The 15696-nt window shown below is 66.2% G+C and carries 15 protein-coding genes and 1 riboswitch; of the genes, 7 read left to right on the top strand and 8 right to left on the bottom strand.

The features are described from left to right. Position 1: 1 nt before the first annotated feature. The 7 genes from carB to B4L36_RS06400 form a co-directional block, all read right to left on the bottom strand. Positions 2–3340 carry a carbamoyl-phosphate synthase large subunit gene (gene carB, locus B4L36_RS06370; RefSeq protein ID WP_292954039.1) on the bottom strand — a complete coding sequence of 1113 codons (3339 nt, stop codon included), beginning with the start codon at positions 3338–3340 and terminating at the stop codon, positions 2–4. Between the two features lie 236 nt (positions 3341–3576). Beyond that, a complete protein-coding gene (locus B4L36_RS06375) occupies positions 3577–4359 on the bottom strand; it encodes a DUF1217 domain-containing protein (RefSeq protein WP_292954042.1) in 783 nt (260 codons plus the stop codon). A 7-nt stretch (positions 4360–4366) separates the two neighbouring features. Then, the gene (flbT, locus tag B4L36_RS06380) at positions 4367–4771 is read right to left on the bottom strand and encodes a flagellar biosynthesis repressor FlbT (RefSeq protein ID WP_292954045.1); all 405 of its coding nucleotides are present in this window, start codon (positions 4769–4771) and stop codon (positions 4367–4369) included. Beyond that, positions 4768–5124, bottom strand: coding sequence for a flagellar biosynthesis regulator FlaF (gene flaF, locus B4L36_RS06385; protein WP_292954048.1), 357 nt, complete (start codon positions 5122–5124; stop codon positions 4768–4770). Before flaF ends, flbT begins: the two co-directional genes overlap by 4 nt. Positions 5125–5210: 86 nt before the next feature. After that, positions 5211–6464: a flagellin gene (locus B4L36_RS06390; RefSeq protein ID WP_292954051.1), complete on the bottom strand. Its 1254-nt coding sequence runs from the start codon at positions 6462–6464 to the stop codon at positions 5211–5213. Positions 6465–6642: 178 nt separating this feature from the next. Continuing rightward, on the bottom strand, positions 6643–6957 hold the full coding sequence (locus tag B4L36_RS06395; protein WP_292954054.1) for a hypothetical protein: 315 nt from the start codon (positions 6955–6957) through the stop codon (positions 6643–6645). Beyond that, positions 6954–7319: a hypothetical protein gene (locus tag B4L36_RS06400; protein WP_414692143.1), complete on the bottom strand. Its 366-nt coding sequence runs from the start codon at positions 7317–7319 to the stop codon at positions 6954–6956. Before B4L36_RS06400 ends, B4L36_RS06395 begins: the two co-directional genes overlap by 4 nt. Here B4L36_RS06400 and B4L36_RS06405 point away from each other — a divergent pair. The 5 genes from B4L36_RS06405 (at position 7309) to B4L36_RS06425 (ending at position 12159) form a co-directional block, all read left to right on the top strand. Continuing rightward, positions 7309–8568, top strand: a complete 1260-nt coding sequence (locus B4L36_RS06405; RefSeq protein WP_292954057.1) for a flagellar hook-length control protein FliK — start codon at positions 7309–7311, stop codon at positions 8566–8568. The two genes, B4L36_RS06400 and B4L36_RS06405, sit on opposite strands and share 11 nt — an antisense overlap. Positions 8569–8579: 11 nt before the next feature. Then, positions 8580–9245: a flagellar hook capping FlgD N-terminal domain-containing protein gene (locus tag B4L36_RS06410; protein WP_292954060.1), complete on the top strand. Its 666-nt coding sequence runs from the start codon at positions 8580–8582 to the stop codon at positions 9243–9245. Positions 9246–9408: 163 nt separating this feature from the next. Further along, complete coding sequence (rpe, locus tag B4L36_RS06415) at positions 9409–10095, top strand: ribulose-phosphate 3-epimerase (RefSeq protein ID WP_292954063.1); 687 nt, start codon at positions 9409–9411, stop codon at positions 10093–10095. A 134-nt stretch (positions 10096–10229) separates the two neighbouring features. Next, positions 10230–11009 carry an SDR family oxidoreductase gene (locus B4L36_RS06420; RefSeq protein ID WP_292954066.1) on the top strand — a complete coding sequence of 260 codons (780 nt, stop codon included), beginning with the start codon at positions 10230–10232 and terminating at the stop codon, positions 11007–11009. Positions 11010–11079: 70 nt separating this feature from the next. Beyond that, positions 11080–12159, top strand: a complete 1080-nt coding sequence (locus B4L36_RS06425; RefSeq protein WP_292954068.1) for an ABC transporter ATP-binding protein — start codon at positions 11080–11082, stop codon at positions 12157–12159. 3 nt (positions 12160–12162) lie between these two features. On the opposite strand, the gene B4L36_RS06430 is transcribed toward B4L36_RS06425, so the two are convergent. Beyond that, positions 12163–13911, bottom strand: a complete 1749-nt coding sequence (locus tag B4L36_RS06430) for a glycosyl transferase family 90 (RefSeq protein ID WP_292954071.1) — start codon at positions 13909–13911, stop codon at positions 12163–12165. Positions 13912–13949: 38 nt separating this feature from the next. Beyond that, positions 13950–14039: riboswitch (glycine riboswitch) on the top strand. Between the two features lie 150 nt (positions 14040–14189). Here B4L36_RS06430 and gcvT point away from each other — a divergent pair. Both gcvT and gcvH read left to right on the top strand, forming a co-directional pair. Then, entirely contained in the window at positions 14190–15314 is a 1125-nt protein-coding gene (gcvT, locus tag B4L36_RS06435) for a glycine cleavage system aminomethyltransferase GcvT (protein ID WP_292954074.1), read from the top strand. Positions 15315–15322: 8 nt separating this feature from the next. After that, entirely contained in the window at positions 15323–15682 is a 360-nt protein-coding gene (gene gcvH, locus B4L36_RS06440) for a glycine cleavage system protein GcvH (protein WP_292954077.1), read from the top strand. Positions 15683–15696 lie beyond the last annotated feature (14 nt).

Consider the following 15696-nt stretch of genomic DNA (forward strand, 5'->3'; position numbering starts at 1 on the left):
TTCAAGCCTGCAAGCTTCGCACCCCGACTTCCCCTTCCTCGCGTGACCGGATGGCGGCGACCGCTGCGATGCTGCCCGCGGCCGTGGTGAAATAGGGGATCTTGTCATACAGCGCGACAGAGCGGATGTCGCGGCTGTCGGCGATGGCCTGCACGCCCTCGGTCGTGTTCAGGACCATCGCGATCTCGCCGTCCTTCAGGCGGTCGACGATGTTCGGGCGGCCCTCGTAGACCTTGTTCACGCGGGTCGATTCCACGCCCTGCGAGGCGAGGAAATCGGCCGTGCCCGAGGTCGCCGTCAGCGCAAAGCCCATCGCCACCAGATCGCGCGCGGCCTGCGCCATCGCGTCGGTCTTGTCGGCGTCCTTGACCGAGATGAAGACGCGGCCGTCATGGGGCAGCGCGACGCCCGCGCCCAGTTGCGCCTTGAGGAAGGCGCGCGGGAAGTTGCGGTCCCAGCCCATCACCTCGCCGGTCGAACGCATTTCCGGGCCCAGCAGCGTATCGACGCCGGGGAAGCGGGCGAAGGGCAGCACGGCCTCCTTGACCGAAAACCAGGGCGTGATCGGGTCGGCCAGGGTCAGCGGATCGGCAAAGGGCAGGTCGTCTTCCGGCCCGACGCCTTCGGGATAGGGCGCGCGTTCGGGAAAGTGCGACATCGGCTCGCCGGCCATCAGGCGGGCGGCGATGGATGCGATGGCGCTGTCGGTGGCCTTGGCGACGAAGGGCACGGTGCGCGAGGCGCGGGGATTGACCTCGAGCACGAAAATCTCGCCGTCCTTGATCGCGAATTGCACGTTCATCAGGCCGACGACGCGCAGCGCCCGCGCCATCGCGGTGGTCTGGCGTTTCAGTTCCGCGATGGTGGCCGCGTCCAGCGTGTGGGGGGGCAACGAACAGGCGCTGTCGCCGGAATGGACGCCCGCTTCCTCGATATGTTCCATGATGCCGGCGACGTGCACGGTTTCGCCGTCGCTGAGGGCGTCCACATCCACCTCGATCGCGCCGGAAAGGTAGCTGTCCAGAAGCACGGGGTTCCGGCCCGAAACGGTCACCGCCTCGGTGATGTAGCGTTTCAGGTGGTCCATGTCGCGCACGATCTCCATCGCGCGGCCGCCCAGCACGTAGGAGGGGCGGATGACCAGCGGAAAGCCGATCCGTTCGGCGATGGCGATGGCCTGGGCATCGCTGCTGGCGATGCCGTTGATCGGCTGGCGCAGGTCGAGCCGGTTCAGCAGGTCCTGGAAGCGTTCGCGATCCTCGGCCAGGTCGATGGCGTCGGGGGTGGTGCCCAGGATCGGGATGCCCTCGGCCGCCAGCGCATGGGCCAGTTTCAGCGGCGTCTGGCCGCCGAACTGGACGATGACGCCGTGCAGGGTGCCGTTCTCCTGCTCGATTCGCAGGATTTCGAGCACGTGTTCCAGGGTCAGCGGTTCGAAATAGAGCCGGTCCGAGGTGTCGTAATCGGTCGAGACGGTTTCCGGGTTGCAGTTGACCATGATCGTCTCGTAGCCCGCGTCGGTCAGCGCGAAACAGGCGTGGCAGCAGCAATAGTCGAATTCGATGCCTTGGCCGATGCGGTTGGGGCCCCCGCCCAGGATGACGACCTTCCTGGCACCGGTCGGGCGCGATTCGCATTCCGCGTCGCCCATCGCCGGGGCTTCATAGGTGGAATACATGTAGGGCGTCTGGGCCTCGAATTCGGCGGCGCAGGTATCGATGCGCTTGAAGACGGGGCGGATGCCGGCCTGGGCGCGGGCGCGGCGGATGTCGGATTCGGCGCGTCCGGTCAGGGTGGCGAGGCGTGCATCGGTGAAGCCCATCATCTTGAGGCCGCGCAGGGCTTGCGCGTCGGTGGGCAGGCCATTCTTGCGGACGCGGTGTTCGGCATCGACGATCTCGCGGATGCGCGACAGGAACCAGGGATCGAAGCTGGTGACGCGCTGGATGTCGTCGTCGCCCAGGCCGAAACGCATCGCCTCGGCGATGATGCGGATGCGGTCCGGCGTCTGTCTGGACAATGCGGCGATGACGGCCGGCCTGCCCTGTTCGGCGGCGCCCTCGATGGCGATGTCGTCAAGGCCGGTCAGGCCGTTTTCCATGCTGGCCAAGGCCTTTTGCAGCGATTCGTGAAAGCTGCGCCCGATGGCCATGACCTCGCCCACGGATTTCATCGCGGTGGTCAGGTCGGGCTTGGCGCCCGGGAACTTCTCGAAGGCGAAGCGCGGGATCTTGGTCACGACATAGTCGATGCTCGGCTCGAACGAGGCCGGCGTGACCTTGGTGATGTCGTTGTCCAGTTCGTCCAGCGTATAGCCGACGGCCAGTTTCGCGGCGATCTTGGCGATGGGAAACCCGGTCGCCTTCGAAGCCAGCGCCGAGGACCGCGACACACGCGGGTTCATCTCGATCACCACCATCCGGCCATCCTCGGGGTTGATCGCCCATTGCACGTTCGATCCGCCGGTCTCGACCCCGATCTCGCGCAGGACCGCGATCGAACCGTTGCGCATCCGCTGATATTCGCGGTCGGTCAGCGTCAGCGCGGGCGCCACCGTGATCGAATCGCCGGTATGGACACCCATCGGATCGACGTTTTCGATCGAACAGACGATGATGGCATTGTCGGCGCGGTCGCGCACCACCTCCATCTCGTATTCCTTCCAGCCCAGAAGGCTTTCGTCGATCAGCACCTGTGCCACGGGCGAGGCGTCAAGCCCCGCGCGCACGATGCCTTCATAATCGTCGCGGTTATAGGCCACGCCGCCGCCCGTGCCGCCCAGCGTATAGGCCGGGCGGATGATCGCGGGCAGGCCGATATCCGCCAGCGCCTCGACCGCCTGGGCGACGCCGGCGGCGATGTCGTATCTGCCATTTGCCAGTTTCGGGGCGGCGATGATCGTGGCACGCGGATTTTCCAGCCCGATCCGGTCCATCGCCTCGCGGAACAGCTTGCGGTCCTCGGCCATTTCGATGGCCGAACGCTGCGCGCCGATCAGTTCGACCCCGTAGCGGTTCAACGCGCCGCTATCGGCCAGCGCCAGCGCGGTGTTCAGCCCGGTCTGCCCGCCCATCGTCGGCAGCAGCGCATCGGGCCGTTCCTTGGCGATGATCTTTTCGACCACGGCCGGCGTGATCGGTTCGATATAGGTCGCATCGGCCATTTCCGGATCGGTCATGATCGTGGCGGGATTGGAGTTGACCAGGATCACGCGATAACCTTCCTCGCGCAGCGCCTTGCAGGCCTGGGCGCCGGAATAGTCGAATTCGCAGGCCTGACCAATGACGATGGGCCCGGCCCCGATGATCAGGATCGACTTGATATCGGTTCTTTTCGGCATGCAAGCCTCCGGGCTGTCTGGGATCGGCGCAAATCGTCCGGGGTTATAGCCAAGCGCGTCTCATGTGCAAGGGCGCGTGGCGGCCTCGGTCGCCGGCGAGACAGGCTTGCAGACGCCAAGGGCTGTCGCGCACCGAGCGTCCGTGTAGACCAGAGCAGAGCCTTTGGCGATGCAAGTTCGCAAGAACCGGCGAAATGCGCCGAAGAGCGGCGCGTTTCGAAGGGGCGAATCCGGCGTCAGGATGTCAGAAGCGTCAGCGCGGTGCTGTAGCGGTTCTGGGCAAAGGTCGTGGTGATCTGCGAGCGCGCCAGGTAGGATGTGACCAAGCGATCGATCCCGGCATCGCTGGCAATATCCTTGAAATCCGCGCTTCCAAGATAGCGTTCTGAAGCCTTGGTGAATTCCTCCAGCTGTCGATCGACCGAGAGCTTTCCGTAATCGCTGCCGAAACCGAACGCCTTTTCGAATACTTCGCGCAACGGCGGGTTGCCCAGGACTTCATACCACAAGGTGTTGTTGGAGGATGTGCGTTCCCTCATGGATTCCAGTTCGCGCCGCGCATTCAGCGCCAGGCGCAGCGATTCGTCACCTTCGCCCACGCGACGTTCGAATTCGCGTTCGAGATAGGCTTCGGATATGCGTTCGCCCAGATTGGCGGAAGCGTTCCCTCCTTCCTCCATCCCCATCGCCTGGGCCAGCCGAAGATAGCGCTTGTCGCTGAGACGATTGACCAGCGATGTCTGGTCGCCGACATCGGATTCCAGAATCTTGCGGAGAAAGGCCTTGTTCGGCAAATCGTCTTCCAGACCAAAGGCGCCCAGCGCGACGCTGAGCAGCCGGTAATTGCCGACCAGATCCTCGGCCGTGATGCCCGAAGCAGTATTCTCGCGAAAATACGCCGTCGAGCGCTGAACGACCGGATCCTGCGCGATCGCCTGCACCTGACTCGCCTCGGTGCGTTGCAGGATGCGCCATCCCGCGATGCCGCCGATGCCCAGATTGATCGCAGCGTTTGTCATCGGGACCTCAATTCGGGCGCGCCGCGAAAAGCCGCGCTTCTCGCGGCAACAACTCGCGCAGCTTTCGCATCGCCGGATAGGGCGCGCCGGCCAGCGCATGGTCGGTCGCCTCGGCAAGAACAAGGCGGCTGTCACGATCATCGAACACCTGGCTCAGCGCCTCGATCGAGACCAGCAATTGCCGCCGCCCCTCCTCCGGCGCGGCATCGCCGGACAGCATCAGCTGCGCGATATAGCAGGCGCGCGACACAGGTGTCCTGGCATTGTCGGGATGAATCGCATCCTTCAACCGCAACACGTTCACGTTCGGCGTCTTGATCGAGATCTTCGACCGCTTCTCGCCATTCTCGATGACGGCGCCGTTGATCAGCACACGCTCACCGGGGCCCAGCTTGAGGACAAGGCCGCTCATGCCCTTACCTCGCCGCGCAGGCCCTTCATGATCGAGATATTGACGTCGATCAGCACCGCGCTTGTCGCGTTGCCGGCGAGAACGCGATCGGAGTGACGCAACGAAAACCGCGCAAGCGACAGAAGCTGCGCCTTCAAAGCGTCGGGCAGGCCGTTGCCCGGGTCGGCCAGGTCCGCAGCCAGTATCATCCACAATTCCTTGTTCTTGTGAATGGCTGCGATCATGCCCGTCTCGCATCCTGGTGCCTGGGATTGGCGCATCATGCGCGTCACCCGTGAAAAGGCGTCGTATTCGAGTTCTCGGGCCGGGCGCAGGTTGGGCGCGCCGTAACCGTATTCGGACTGTGAAGTCAACGCATTCAATGTCTTGGATCCCGGTATGGCTGGGTGGTGTGGGGCCGGGGCGCCCGCGGGCGCCCCGGAAGCGGATCAAGCCCGGATCAGCGGAACAGGGCCAGGATCGACGAGGGCGCCTGATTGGCGATCGACAATGCCTGGATGCCAAGCTGCTGTTGGGTTTGCAGTGCCTGCAGCCGAGCCGATGCCTCTTCCATGTCGGCATCGACAAGCGAACCGATGCCGGTCTTCATCAGATCGGTCAGCGTTCCGACGAAGTCGTTCTGGGTTTCGATCCGGTTCTGCGCCGAACCCAGAGCCGCAGCCGCGTCGATCGCGGTGCTGAGCAGACCTTCGACCTTGGTCAGCGCGTCGGCGGCGCCGGCATCGCTGGTCACGTCGAAGCCTGCCAGATCGGCCATGCCCCCGCCCGAGGCGGGCGTGCCGCCCGTCGCGGTCACCGCGGTCACGTCGATATCGTTGCCGACGCCGGCAGCAAGGTTGTTGGTCAGGCGGATTTCGTCGCCGACCCGGGTCACGCTGTATTGGGTGATCCCGTTGGCCATCAGATTATTCTGCAGAGCCTGGCCCAGCGCGTTGGCAATGTCGCTGGTGCTGTCGCTGGGCTTCGCGACATAGTCGAAGGTCCGTGAGCCCAGGACGTTCTGGTTTGCACTGTCATCGAGCGTCAGCCGATAGCTGTAGCCCGAGCCGACCGAGGCGATCTTGATGGTCTGGACACTGCCACCGCCGACAGTGTCGGCAGTTCCGGCCGCGGTCCCGCCATTGTTGATGATAGACGTATCGGTGACCGCTGTTCCGCCGAAGGTCGCGGCAACCGCGCCGGCCATCGAAAGATCCTGGCGATCCACCTGGATCTTCGACACGTTGACGGTCGAGCCCACACGATCCAGCGACGATACCATGTCGTAGGTGGCGGTGCTGGTGCCATCGATCAGGTTGACGCCGTTGAACTGGGCCGCGTTGACGATCGATTCGATCTGCTTGCTCATCAACTCGATGTCGTCCTGCAGCTTGACGCGGTCGCTGGAGGAGGCCGACTGGGCCGTCACGACCTTGTCCTTGATCCCCTTCAGCTTCTCGGTGATCTGCTCCGCCGCACTGCGGGCGGTCTCGACCGTGGCTTTTGCCGTATTCAGGCTGGTCGAAACCGCCTTGAAAGCGCTGACATCGGCTTCCATCGTTTTCGAGATCGCCCAGATCGCGGCATCGTCCTTGGCGCTGCCGATGGCCTTGCCGGTCGAGATTTCCGACTGGGCCTTGTTCAGACCGGAATTGATGCTCTTGAGCGTCTGCAGCGCAACGATGGCGCCCTGGTTGGTCAGAATGCTGGACATGTTGTCCTCCTTGAATTGGGGCGCTTTGCGCCCGCGATTGCGTAGGGTTCTGGCCTTCTGACCCGTCGGGCATCTTCGCCCCGCACCGTTCGCGGCACGGCCACCTTCATATCGGCCTGCGGTTTACAACTAGTGAACCGGCCCCCTTATCTCAAAGCCTCTTCGCGGCGCATTTTATCTAAAAGCGATGCGGCGCCGGGGCCGTCGTCGATGTCGCGTGACGGCGCCCCGCACTGTCATAGGTCTGGAGAGATCGCGCGGCCTCGACGATGGCGCGAATCTGCTCGATCGCCTGGCGCGCACCGCGTTCGGACGCCTGTGCCAGATCGCGGATCTCCGACAGGCTTGTTTCCGCCTGCGCGCGTTCTTCCACGCCGAGGCCGCGCCGCGCCATATGGGCCAGATCCTCGAGACAGGCTGTCGCGGCAACGGGATCGGCCGCGATCACGGCCGATTTCAGATCGGTCAATTTCCTGAGAAACCGCGATTTCATGCCTGTCCCTCGTTCAGCATCGCGCCGAATCCCAGATCCAGGCGCTCCGCCATCAATCCCGCCCATTCGCGGCTGAGAAAACTGCCGAACTGCTCCTCACCGATCCCGCCACCGAAATCGCCCTGGCCCGACGACGGCCCGTAATATTTCAGCATTTCCTCCAGAAAAGCCTGTTCCAGCCTGTCCGCCGATGTGGCCGCGGGGCGTGGCAGGCCGCTGGGACCGCCGATCATCTCAACCTGCATTTTCAGAAAAACTCCGATATTTTCAGATTTCGTCAGGCTAGGGGTCACGGGTAAAATAATTGGTAACGCTTCTCGATTATGAGTGAAAAAAATCGAGGTGAAGATCATGGACGTCACCAGTTTGTCCCTTCCCGACGAGTCGGGCACACCATCGCGGCCGATCCGGCCGGCACCGGATCCGGCAGCCGGGCAGGTTTTCGCCGACAACGTCGATGAAACCGGAGAGATCGAGCCGGCACCTGGCGCAGAGGCCGCCGAATCGCCCGAAATCGCGGCCGAAGCCGCGGAATCCGATGCAGAGGACGGCGACGAAGCGACCGATGGCGACGTGGCCCAGACCCAGGCCGATGTCTTGCAACGCATGATCGAGGCCTGGTCGGGCATCACGTCGGAAATCGCGCCCGCCGCCCGGCCGCAGGATCGGGCCGCGGCGGAAACCGCCATTTCCGGAACCGCGCCGATTGTGCAGAACATCGTGAGCGATGACCGCGTGGGGACGAACGGCGAGGCGATGATCACGGCTGACATTCCGGACGAGGCCCTGCCGGAATTCGGGCCCGATCGGCCGAGGAGCGGGAACACACAGCCCCCCTCGGCGGCATCGGCTACGATACCGCGCGCCGATTCGGAATTGACTGGCGGCGGCGATCGAACGGATGAGATCCAGACGGAATCGGAAGGTGATGGCGCGAATCGCCAGGGCGAGACGGCTCGCGGGACCGAGGGGCGCATCGCCGAGACCAGGCTTTCGGCCGACGGGTCCAGGCTTTCGGCCGACGGGTCCGGGCTTTCGGCCGACGGGTCCGGGGGCAATGGGCAGGCCGCATCGCCTCTGGCGCAGGACCGGGCCGCGGTGCCGGGGCCCTTTTCCACCGATCCGGCGATGCTGCGGCTGTCCGATCCGGGTCTGATTTCCATCGATTTCAGCGACGCCCCGGGCCAGAAACCGCAACTGCCGCGCCACGATCCCGGCGCGGCGATCAGGCAGATCGCGGACGCGGTCGTCCGGCAGCGCGATGATCGCATCGAGATCGCCCTGTCTCCGGAAGAATTGGGCCGGGTCCGCATGACACTGAGCGGTCGCGACCATGCGCCGCATGTCGTGATCTGGGCGGAACGGCCCGAGGTGATGGACATGCTGCGTCGCAATGCAACGATGCTGATCGAGCAGTTCATCGATGTCGGCGTCGAGGATGCGACTCTGGAATTCGATCATCGGGGCAGCGGCGAACAGGACCGGAACCCGGCAGGGCAGAATCTGCCGGATTTCGGCGACGGGCCGACGGGCCTGGTGATGCAGACGGCCATCGCCACGTCGGCCGGGCCATGGATGTCCGGCCTTGGCCGGCTCGACATCAGATTGTAGAGGGAGAGATCATGATTTCGGCCATTTCCAACACTGCCGGAACCACGGCACAAGGCGCCGCTGGCGCCACCGCCGCGCCGGGTTCGGGCACTGATTTCGACACTTTCCTGAAGATGCTGACGTCGCAATTGAAGAATCAGAACCCGCTGAACCCGATGGAGGGAACCGAATTCGCGGTGCAGCTTGCGACCTTTTCGGGGGTCGAGCAGCAGGCGCAGACGAACAAGCTGCTGGCGCAGATGGTCGCGCAGATGGGCGGCGGCGGTGGTCTTGGCCAGATGGCCGAGATGATCGGCAAGGAGGCGCGCACGACCTCGGCGGTCAAGTTCGGCGACAAGGCGCTGACGCTGGATCTGTCGCCGGATCCGGCAGCCGACAGCGTCACGCTGGTGACGCTGAACGGCAGCGGGCAGGTGATCAGCCGGGAAGAGATCGGCCCGGGCAGCGGGCAGATCGACTGGTTCGGCCGGGACGATCTGGGTGCGAAACTGCCCGATGGACAATATTCCTTCATCACCGAAAGCCTGCGCGAGGGCGAGGTGATCCGCGAGGATCCGGTCGGCGTCTATGCCCGCATCGTCGAAGCCGAAGCGGGCGAAGATGGCACGCGGCTGATCTTCGAGGGCGGCGCCTCGGCCCTGGCCAGCGAGATCGATGCCCTTCGCGAGGCAAGCTGACACAGGCACCGGCCCTTCCGCGACCCAGGCTGAAATCATCGGGCCGGCCATCAGGCCGCGCCGGTTCCGGCCAGGGGCCTTCGCGGCTGCGCCGCAGCGCCGGACTTGACGGCAAGCGCGCAACCGGGCAGCAGACGGCAACGTGATGTCAGGAAGGCTCGCCATGAGTTTCGAACGCAAGATCCGGATCGCGCCATCGATCCTGTCCGCCGACTTCGCCGATTTCGGGGCCGAAATCCGGGCGATCGAGGACCAGGGTGCCGATTGGGTTCATGTCGATGTCATGGACGGTCATTTCGTGCCGAACCTGACCTTCGGCCCGCCGGCTGTCAGGGCGTTCCGACCGCATGTGACGACCTTCATGGATGTCCACCTGATGATCGCGCCGGTCGATCCCTTCATCGAGGCCTATGCCGAAGCGGGCGCCGACTCGATCACCGCCCATGTCGAGGCCGGTCCGCATCCGCACCGCACGCTTCAGGCGATCCGTGCCACCGGCAGGAAGGCGGGCATCGCGCTCAATCCCGGGACAGCATTGGAAGCCGTGGAATATCTGCTGGATCTGTGCGACATGGTGCTGATCATGACGGTCAATCCGGGCTTCGGCGGGCAGAAGTTCATTCACGGTCAGCTGGACAAGATCGCCCGCCTGCGCGGCATGATCGGCGACCGGCCCATCCGCATTCAGGTCGATGGCGGCGTGGACCCCGGAACCGCTCCGCTGGTCGCCAAGGCGGGCGCGGATGTGCTGGTTGCCGGATCGGCGGTGTTCAAGGGCGGATCGGTCGATCGCCCGCAGATCTACGGCGACAACATCCGCGCCATCCGCGACGCCGCCGAAAGACGCTAGGGCCGGCGCTTCATCCCGGCCGGACGATCCTGTTCCGCCCCGCAGGCGCCAACGGGCGAAGCCGCCTGCCCGAGATTTGACAATCCCGCGCCGGCCGCGTTTGCTGCGGCGCGAAACCGCCACAGGAGGACGCGATGGATCTGGGCATCAAGGGCAAGCGGGGGCTGGTCTGCGCCGCCTCCAGAGGGTTGGGCCGCGGCTGCGCCGAGGCGCTGGCCGAGGCCGGGGTCGATCTGGTCATCAACAGCCGGACCGAGGCGCAGATCACCCAGACCGCCCGTGACATTGCCGAGAAATACGGCGTTTCCGTCATCCCGGTCGCCGCCGACATCACGACCGAAGAGGGCCGCGCCAGGGTGCTGGAGGCGGCGGGCGAGACCGACATCCTCGTGACCAATGCCGGGGGGCCGCCTCCGGGCAACTGGACCGACTGGGACCGCGACGATTTCATCCGGGCCATCGACGCGAACATGATGACCGGCATCGCGCTGATGCAGGCGCTTGTTCCGGGCATGATGCGGCGCGGCTGGGGCCGGGTGGTCAACATCACCTCGCAATCGGTCCGCTCGCCGATCCCGGCGCTGGGCCTGTCGAACACGGCGCGCGCGGGGCTGACCGGTTTCGTCGCCGGCATGTCGCGGCAGGTGGCCGGCCACGGCGTCTGTGTCAACAACATCCTGCCCGGCATCCACGCCACCGACCGCGCCGACAGCCTGGACAAGGGTGTTTCGGAACGGCAGGGCATCAGCATCGACGAGGCCCGCAAACAGCGCCAATCCGCGATCCCGACCGGCACCTATGGCCGCGCCGACGATTTCGGCGCCACCTGCGCCTTCCTGTGCAGCCAGCAGGCCCGCTTTATCGTCGGTCAGAACGTCCTGCTGGACGGCGGCGCCCTGAACGTGACGATCTGAGCCGAACTTGCGGGTTTCGCCTGCCCCTGCTAGGGCAGGCGAAACCTGACCAAAAGAATCGGCCAGTCCCGTGACCATTCCGCCCCGACTCGAGGTTCAGAACCTCGTCCGTGCCTTCGACGGGCAGCGCGTCGTGGATGAGGTATCCTTCACAATCGGCGCCGGCGAGGTCGCCTGCCTGCTGGGACCGTCGGGATGCGGCAAATCCACGACGCTGCGGATCGTCGCGGGCGTGGACATGCAGGACAGCGGATGCATCTTCGTCGATGGCGGGCTGGTCTGCGACACGCATTTCCGCATCCCGCCCGAGCGCCGCGCCATCGGGCTGATGTTTCAGGACTTCGCGCTGTTCCCGCATCTGCCGGTCAGCGAGAACGTGGCCTTCGGGCTGAAGGGCCGCTTTGCCGCCAATCGCGGCCGCGTGCTGGAACTGCTGGAACGCGTGGAGATGGACAATCATATCGACAGCTATCCGCACGAATTGTCCGGGGGCGAACAGCAGCGCGTCGCCCTGGCCCGCGCGCTGGCCCCGCGACCGCGCGTGCTGCTGATGGACGAGCCCTTCAGCGGCCTTGACGAGCGTTTGCGCGACGGCATCCGCGACGAGACCCTGTCGCTGCTGAAAGAGGAAGGCGCCGCCGTCCTGCTGGTCACGCACGAACCGGAAGAGGCGATGCGGATGGCGGACCAGATCCTGCTGATGCGCCACGGCCGGATCATGCAGCACGGCGCGCCCTATAATCTCTACAATGCGCCGGTTGACCGCCAGGCTGCCGCATTCTTCAGCGATATCAATGTCCTGACCGGCCGTGTCCAGGGCGCGCTGACCGACACGCCCTTCGGGCAATTCCTGACGCCGGGCGTTCCCGACGGCAGCGAGGTGGACATCGTGATCCGCCCGCAGCATCTGAAGATCGATTTCGACCGGGCCGGCCAGGGCCCCGCGCCCACGATCGAGAACGGCACCGCCGCCCGCGCCCGTGTGACCCGCGCCCGTTATCTGGGCCGGGAATCGCTGGTCGAATTCCGGACCGACCAGGGCGGCATCGCGCTGATCGCGACCGTGCCGGGGGTGTTCCTGCCGCCCGAAGGCACGCCCATGTGGCTGATGCTGCGCCGCGACCGGGTCTTCGTCTTTCCCAGAAGCTGACGATCACTGCCCGGTCGCGGCGCGGTAATCCTGCAAGACCCGCGTCAGGTGCCGGCGGCGCAGGTCCGGATCGGCCAGCGCCGCGCAGATTGCCCGCGCCCGTTCCGAGATGCGCCCACATTCCGCCGGGTTGGCCCGTGCCCAGGCCAGTCTTTCCGCCAGATCGCCGCAGCCTTGCGCCAGCGGGACATAGTGCCGCCAGGGCTGGAACAGGCCGGAATGAAAGCCTTGCCAGTCGTCTTCCTCTTTCAGCACCACGGACCGGGTATTGGCCAGGGCCGCGAAATCCCGAAGTCCCGCCACACCGCCCAGGCAGATCAGATAGCGGTGCGACAGCAGAAACGCCTCGTCCGCGCGCCCGGTGGCCAGGCCGCCATGCCCGCGCCGGTCCAGCGCGGCGCGGTCCCCGGGCAGGAAGGCGGCATCGACATCGGTCGATCCGGCATGGGCGGCGACAAAGCCCAGACGGTCTGCCCCGGGCGGGGCACCGTCCTCTGCGGCATCGTCCGACAGCGCCCCGCGCCAGATGGCGCGGTCCCGCTTGTCCGGAAAGGGCGGATCGGCGCGGTCGGGATTGCCCAGAAAGGCATCGTTGCCCGGCCAATGCGCGCGCGGCGCGGGCCACAGGAACACGTTCTCGGCCCCGGCACGGCGACTGGGGGCCAGGATCGGGCGGCCGATCCGCGCACCGTCCCCGGCACCGGCGCGGCAGGCTGGCTGCATGTCGATGTAGTAAAGCCCCCGCGACGCGACCTCGGCGATGTCGTTCACCGCCGCCGCGACGTTCATCCAGCGCGGAAAGGCCGGGTCCAGGTGAAAGCGCCGCCCGGCATCGGGCAGGATCGGCAGCGGCACGCCACCGCGCGCGGCGACCTTGCCGGTCGCCGCGTCGAAGGTGGCGAACTGGCCGGAACAGGCGGCGAAACCCACCGGTTTCATCCGTATCCGCGCCGGCCGGGCAAAGGCTGCAAGCCCGCCTGCGATGCGGTCGTGATCGGCGGCGGGGATGGCGGCGCGCGGGGTGTTCAGCATCCGGTCCAGCGCCGGCAGATAGCCGGCCCGCTTGCGCCGCAGGCCCGGCCCCGGCAGGTCCGGACAGGTCGGCAGGTCGAAATACGGCGCCAGCGCATCGCGGTAATCGGCGGGACCGGCCTTGTCGATGTCGATCTGGATCAGCTTCGGGCGGCCCGCGAAATGGCTGCGGACGGCGGCCAGATGCGCGTCCCAGTCGGCCTGCCACAGATCGGCCAGGTCGGGCAGGCCGACGCCGCGGGCCTGGGCGCAGGCGCGCGCATAGCGGCCGCCGCGATGCCGGTAGCGGCTGATGATCCAGTCCTCGACCCGGCGCGTGTTCAGCAGGAAGACCGAACCCGGGAAGCTGCGGTCCAGATAGGCGAATTCGCGGAACGCCTCGACGATGGGCAGGTTGATCGAGCGCACCGATTCCATGTCGGTGAAGGCCGTCACATGCGCCCAGGGTTGCAGCGGTGCCCGGCCCGACAGCTTCGAGAAGGCGATATCCTCGGCCAGTCCGTTTTCCTCCCAATGCACGGTCGGAATGCCGTTCATCGCGAAGAGACGCGCGATGAAGGTCGTGCCGCATTTGTTGAAACCGATCTGGAAGAACTTGCGCGACAGGACGGGCCTCGAGGCTGGCGGCGGATGACCGATCTTGTCGGGCGGTCGGGCGATGCTGTCAATCGCCCGGTCCGGCCGGCCCGAAAGCGCCGCTTTCGCGACCGCATGCGACAAGGGGCTTGCCTCGGGCGCGGGGCGCGGATAGCTGTCGGGACAGGATTTCGGGAGAATCCGGCCCGGCGCCGGTGCCGAAGGAGCAGCCGCCCCGGCGAACTCTCAGGCCAAAGGACCGTCATCCGTCAGAACTCTGGAGAGTGGCCGGAAGGCCCGCCGAAGGGATAACGATCTCAGGCGCCCGGCCATGATGGTGCGGGCAGGGACAGAGGGGGCATCGCGGGGCGGGTTTTCCGCCGAAACGATGCCGGCTGTCCGGCGAGGAAAGAGGGGGCCAGATGGGCCAGGAACTGCGCCGGACCGGGCTTTACGATCTGCATGTCGCCCAAGGCGGCAAGATGGTGCCCTTCGCCGGCTGGGAGATGCCGGTGCAATACCCGATGGGCGTGATGGCCGAACATCTGCACAGCCGCGCCCATGCCGGCCTGTTCGATGTCAGCCATATGGGACAGGTTCTGGTGCGCCCGCTGGACGGCAATCCCCAGACCGCCGCGCTGGCGCTGGAAAAGCTGATCCCGGCCGATGTTCTGGGACTGCCGGAAGGACGCCAGCGCTATGGCCTGTTCACCAATGCGGCTGGCGGTATTCTGGACGATCTGATGATCGCCAATCGCGGCGATCACTATCTGCTGGTCGTCAATGCCGCCTGCGCCGATCAGGACATCGCCCATCTTCAAGGCCTTGCCGGTGTCGCGGTGCAGCCGGTCACGGATCGCGGGCTTCTGGCCCTGCAGGGCCCAGAGGCGGCGGCGGTCCTGTCCGCGCTGATCCCCGACGCGACGGGAATGCGCTTCATGGACAGCCGGGCCGCGGACTGGCAGGGGGCCGGTCTGTGGATCTCGCGTTCGGGCTATACCGGCGAGGACGGGTTCGAGATTTCGGTCCCGGAGGCGGTTCTGGAACGCTTCGCCAAGGCCCTGCTGGCCGATGACCGGGTCGCGCCCATCGGCCTTGGCGCGCGCGACAGCCTGCGGCTGGAGGCGGGAATGCCGCTTTACGGACATGACATGGACAAGGATGTGCTGCCCGCCGAGGCCGGGCTGGGCTGGTCCATCCCCAAGGTCCGCCGCAGGGGCGGGGCGCGGGCGGGCGGATTTCCGGGCGCGGATCCGGTGCTGGCGCAGCTGGCCGACGGCGCCGCCGTCACCCGGCGCGGCCTGCGTCCCGAAGGCCGCGCCCCGATCCGCGAAGGCGTGCCGGTCTTTGCCGGATCCGAGGGCGGCGAGGCGATCGGCGCGGTCTCGTCGGGCGGCTTCGGCCCCTCGGTCGGCGGCCCCGTCGCGATGGCGCGAATCCCGTCGGACATCGCCGATGGCGCGGTGCTTTTTGCCGCGTTGCGCGGCAAGCGGCTGCCGGTCGTCGTCACCCCCCTGCCCTTCATCACGCCCTCTTACAAACGCTGAGGAACCCCATGCTGAAATACACCGAAGATCATGAATGGCTGCGCGAGCAGGACGGCGAGATCACCGTCGGCATCACCCGGCACGCCAGCGAGCAGCTGGGCGACGTGGTGTTCATCGAATTGCCCGAAACGGGCCGCAAGGTCGAGGCGGGCGAGGAGATCGTGGTGATCGAATCGGTCAAGGCCGCCTCTGACATCAGCGCGCCGGTCGCGGGCGTGATCACGGCGATCAATGCCGACCTGGCCGAGACCCCCGGCGGTGTGAACGACGACCCGATGGCGGCCTGGTTCTTCCGCATCAAGCCGGCGGAACCGGATGCGACGGACGGCTTCATGGACGAGGCCGCCTATCACGACCTGATCGGATGAGAGCCGAGGCCGGG

It is taken from the genome of Paracoccus sp. UBA889 (genome assembly GCA_002294185.1).
Lineage (GTDB): Bacteria > Pseudomonadota > Alphaproteobacteria > Rhodobacterales > Rhodobacteraceae > Paracoccus.

Coding starts and splice junctions, on each gene's coding strand:
- carB (WP_292954039.1), bottom strand. CDS start 3,340: ATGCCGAAAAGAACCGATATCAAGTCGATCCTGATCATCGGGGCCGGG.
- B4L36_RS06375 (WP_292954042.1), bottom strand. CDS start 4,359: ATGACAAACGCTGCGATCAATCTGGGCATCGGCGGCATCGCGGGATGG.
- flbT (WP_292954045.1), bottom strand. CDS start 4,771: ATGAGCGGCCTTGTCCTCAAGCTGGGCCCCGGTGAGCGTGTGCTGATC.
- B4L36_RS06390 (WP_292954051.1), bottom strand. CDS start 6,464: ATGTCCAGCATTCTGACCAACCAGGGCGCCATCGTTGCGCTGCAGACG.
- B4L36_RS06395 (WP_292954054.1), bottom strand. CDS start 6,957: ATGAAATCGCGGTTTCTCAGGAAATTGACCGATCTGAAATCGGCCGTG.
- B4L36_RS06405 (WP_292954057.1), top strand. CDS start 7,309: ATGGACGTCACCAGTTTGTCCCTTCCCGACGAGTCGGGCACACCATCG.
- B4L36_RS06410 (WP_292954060.1), top strand. CDS start 8,580: ATGATTTCGGCCATTTCCAACACTGCCGGAACCACGGCACAAGGCGCC.
- rpe (WP_292954063.1), top strand. CDS start 9,409: ATGAGTTTCGAACGCAAGATCCGGATCGCGCCATCGATCCTGTCCGCC.
- B4L36_RS06420 (WP_292954066.1), top strand. CDS start 10,230: ATGGATCTGGGCATCAAGGGCAAGCGGGGGCTGGTCTGCGCCGCCTCC.
- gcvT (WP_292954074.1), top strand. CDS start 14,190: ATGGGCCAGGAACTGCGCCGGACCGGGCTTTACGATCTGCATGTCGCC.
- gcvH (WP_292954077.1), top strand. CDS start 15,323: ATGCTGAAATACACCGAAGATCATGAATGGCTGCGCGAGCAGGACGGC.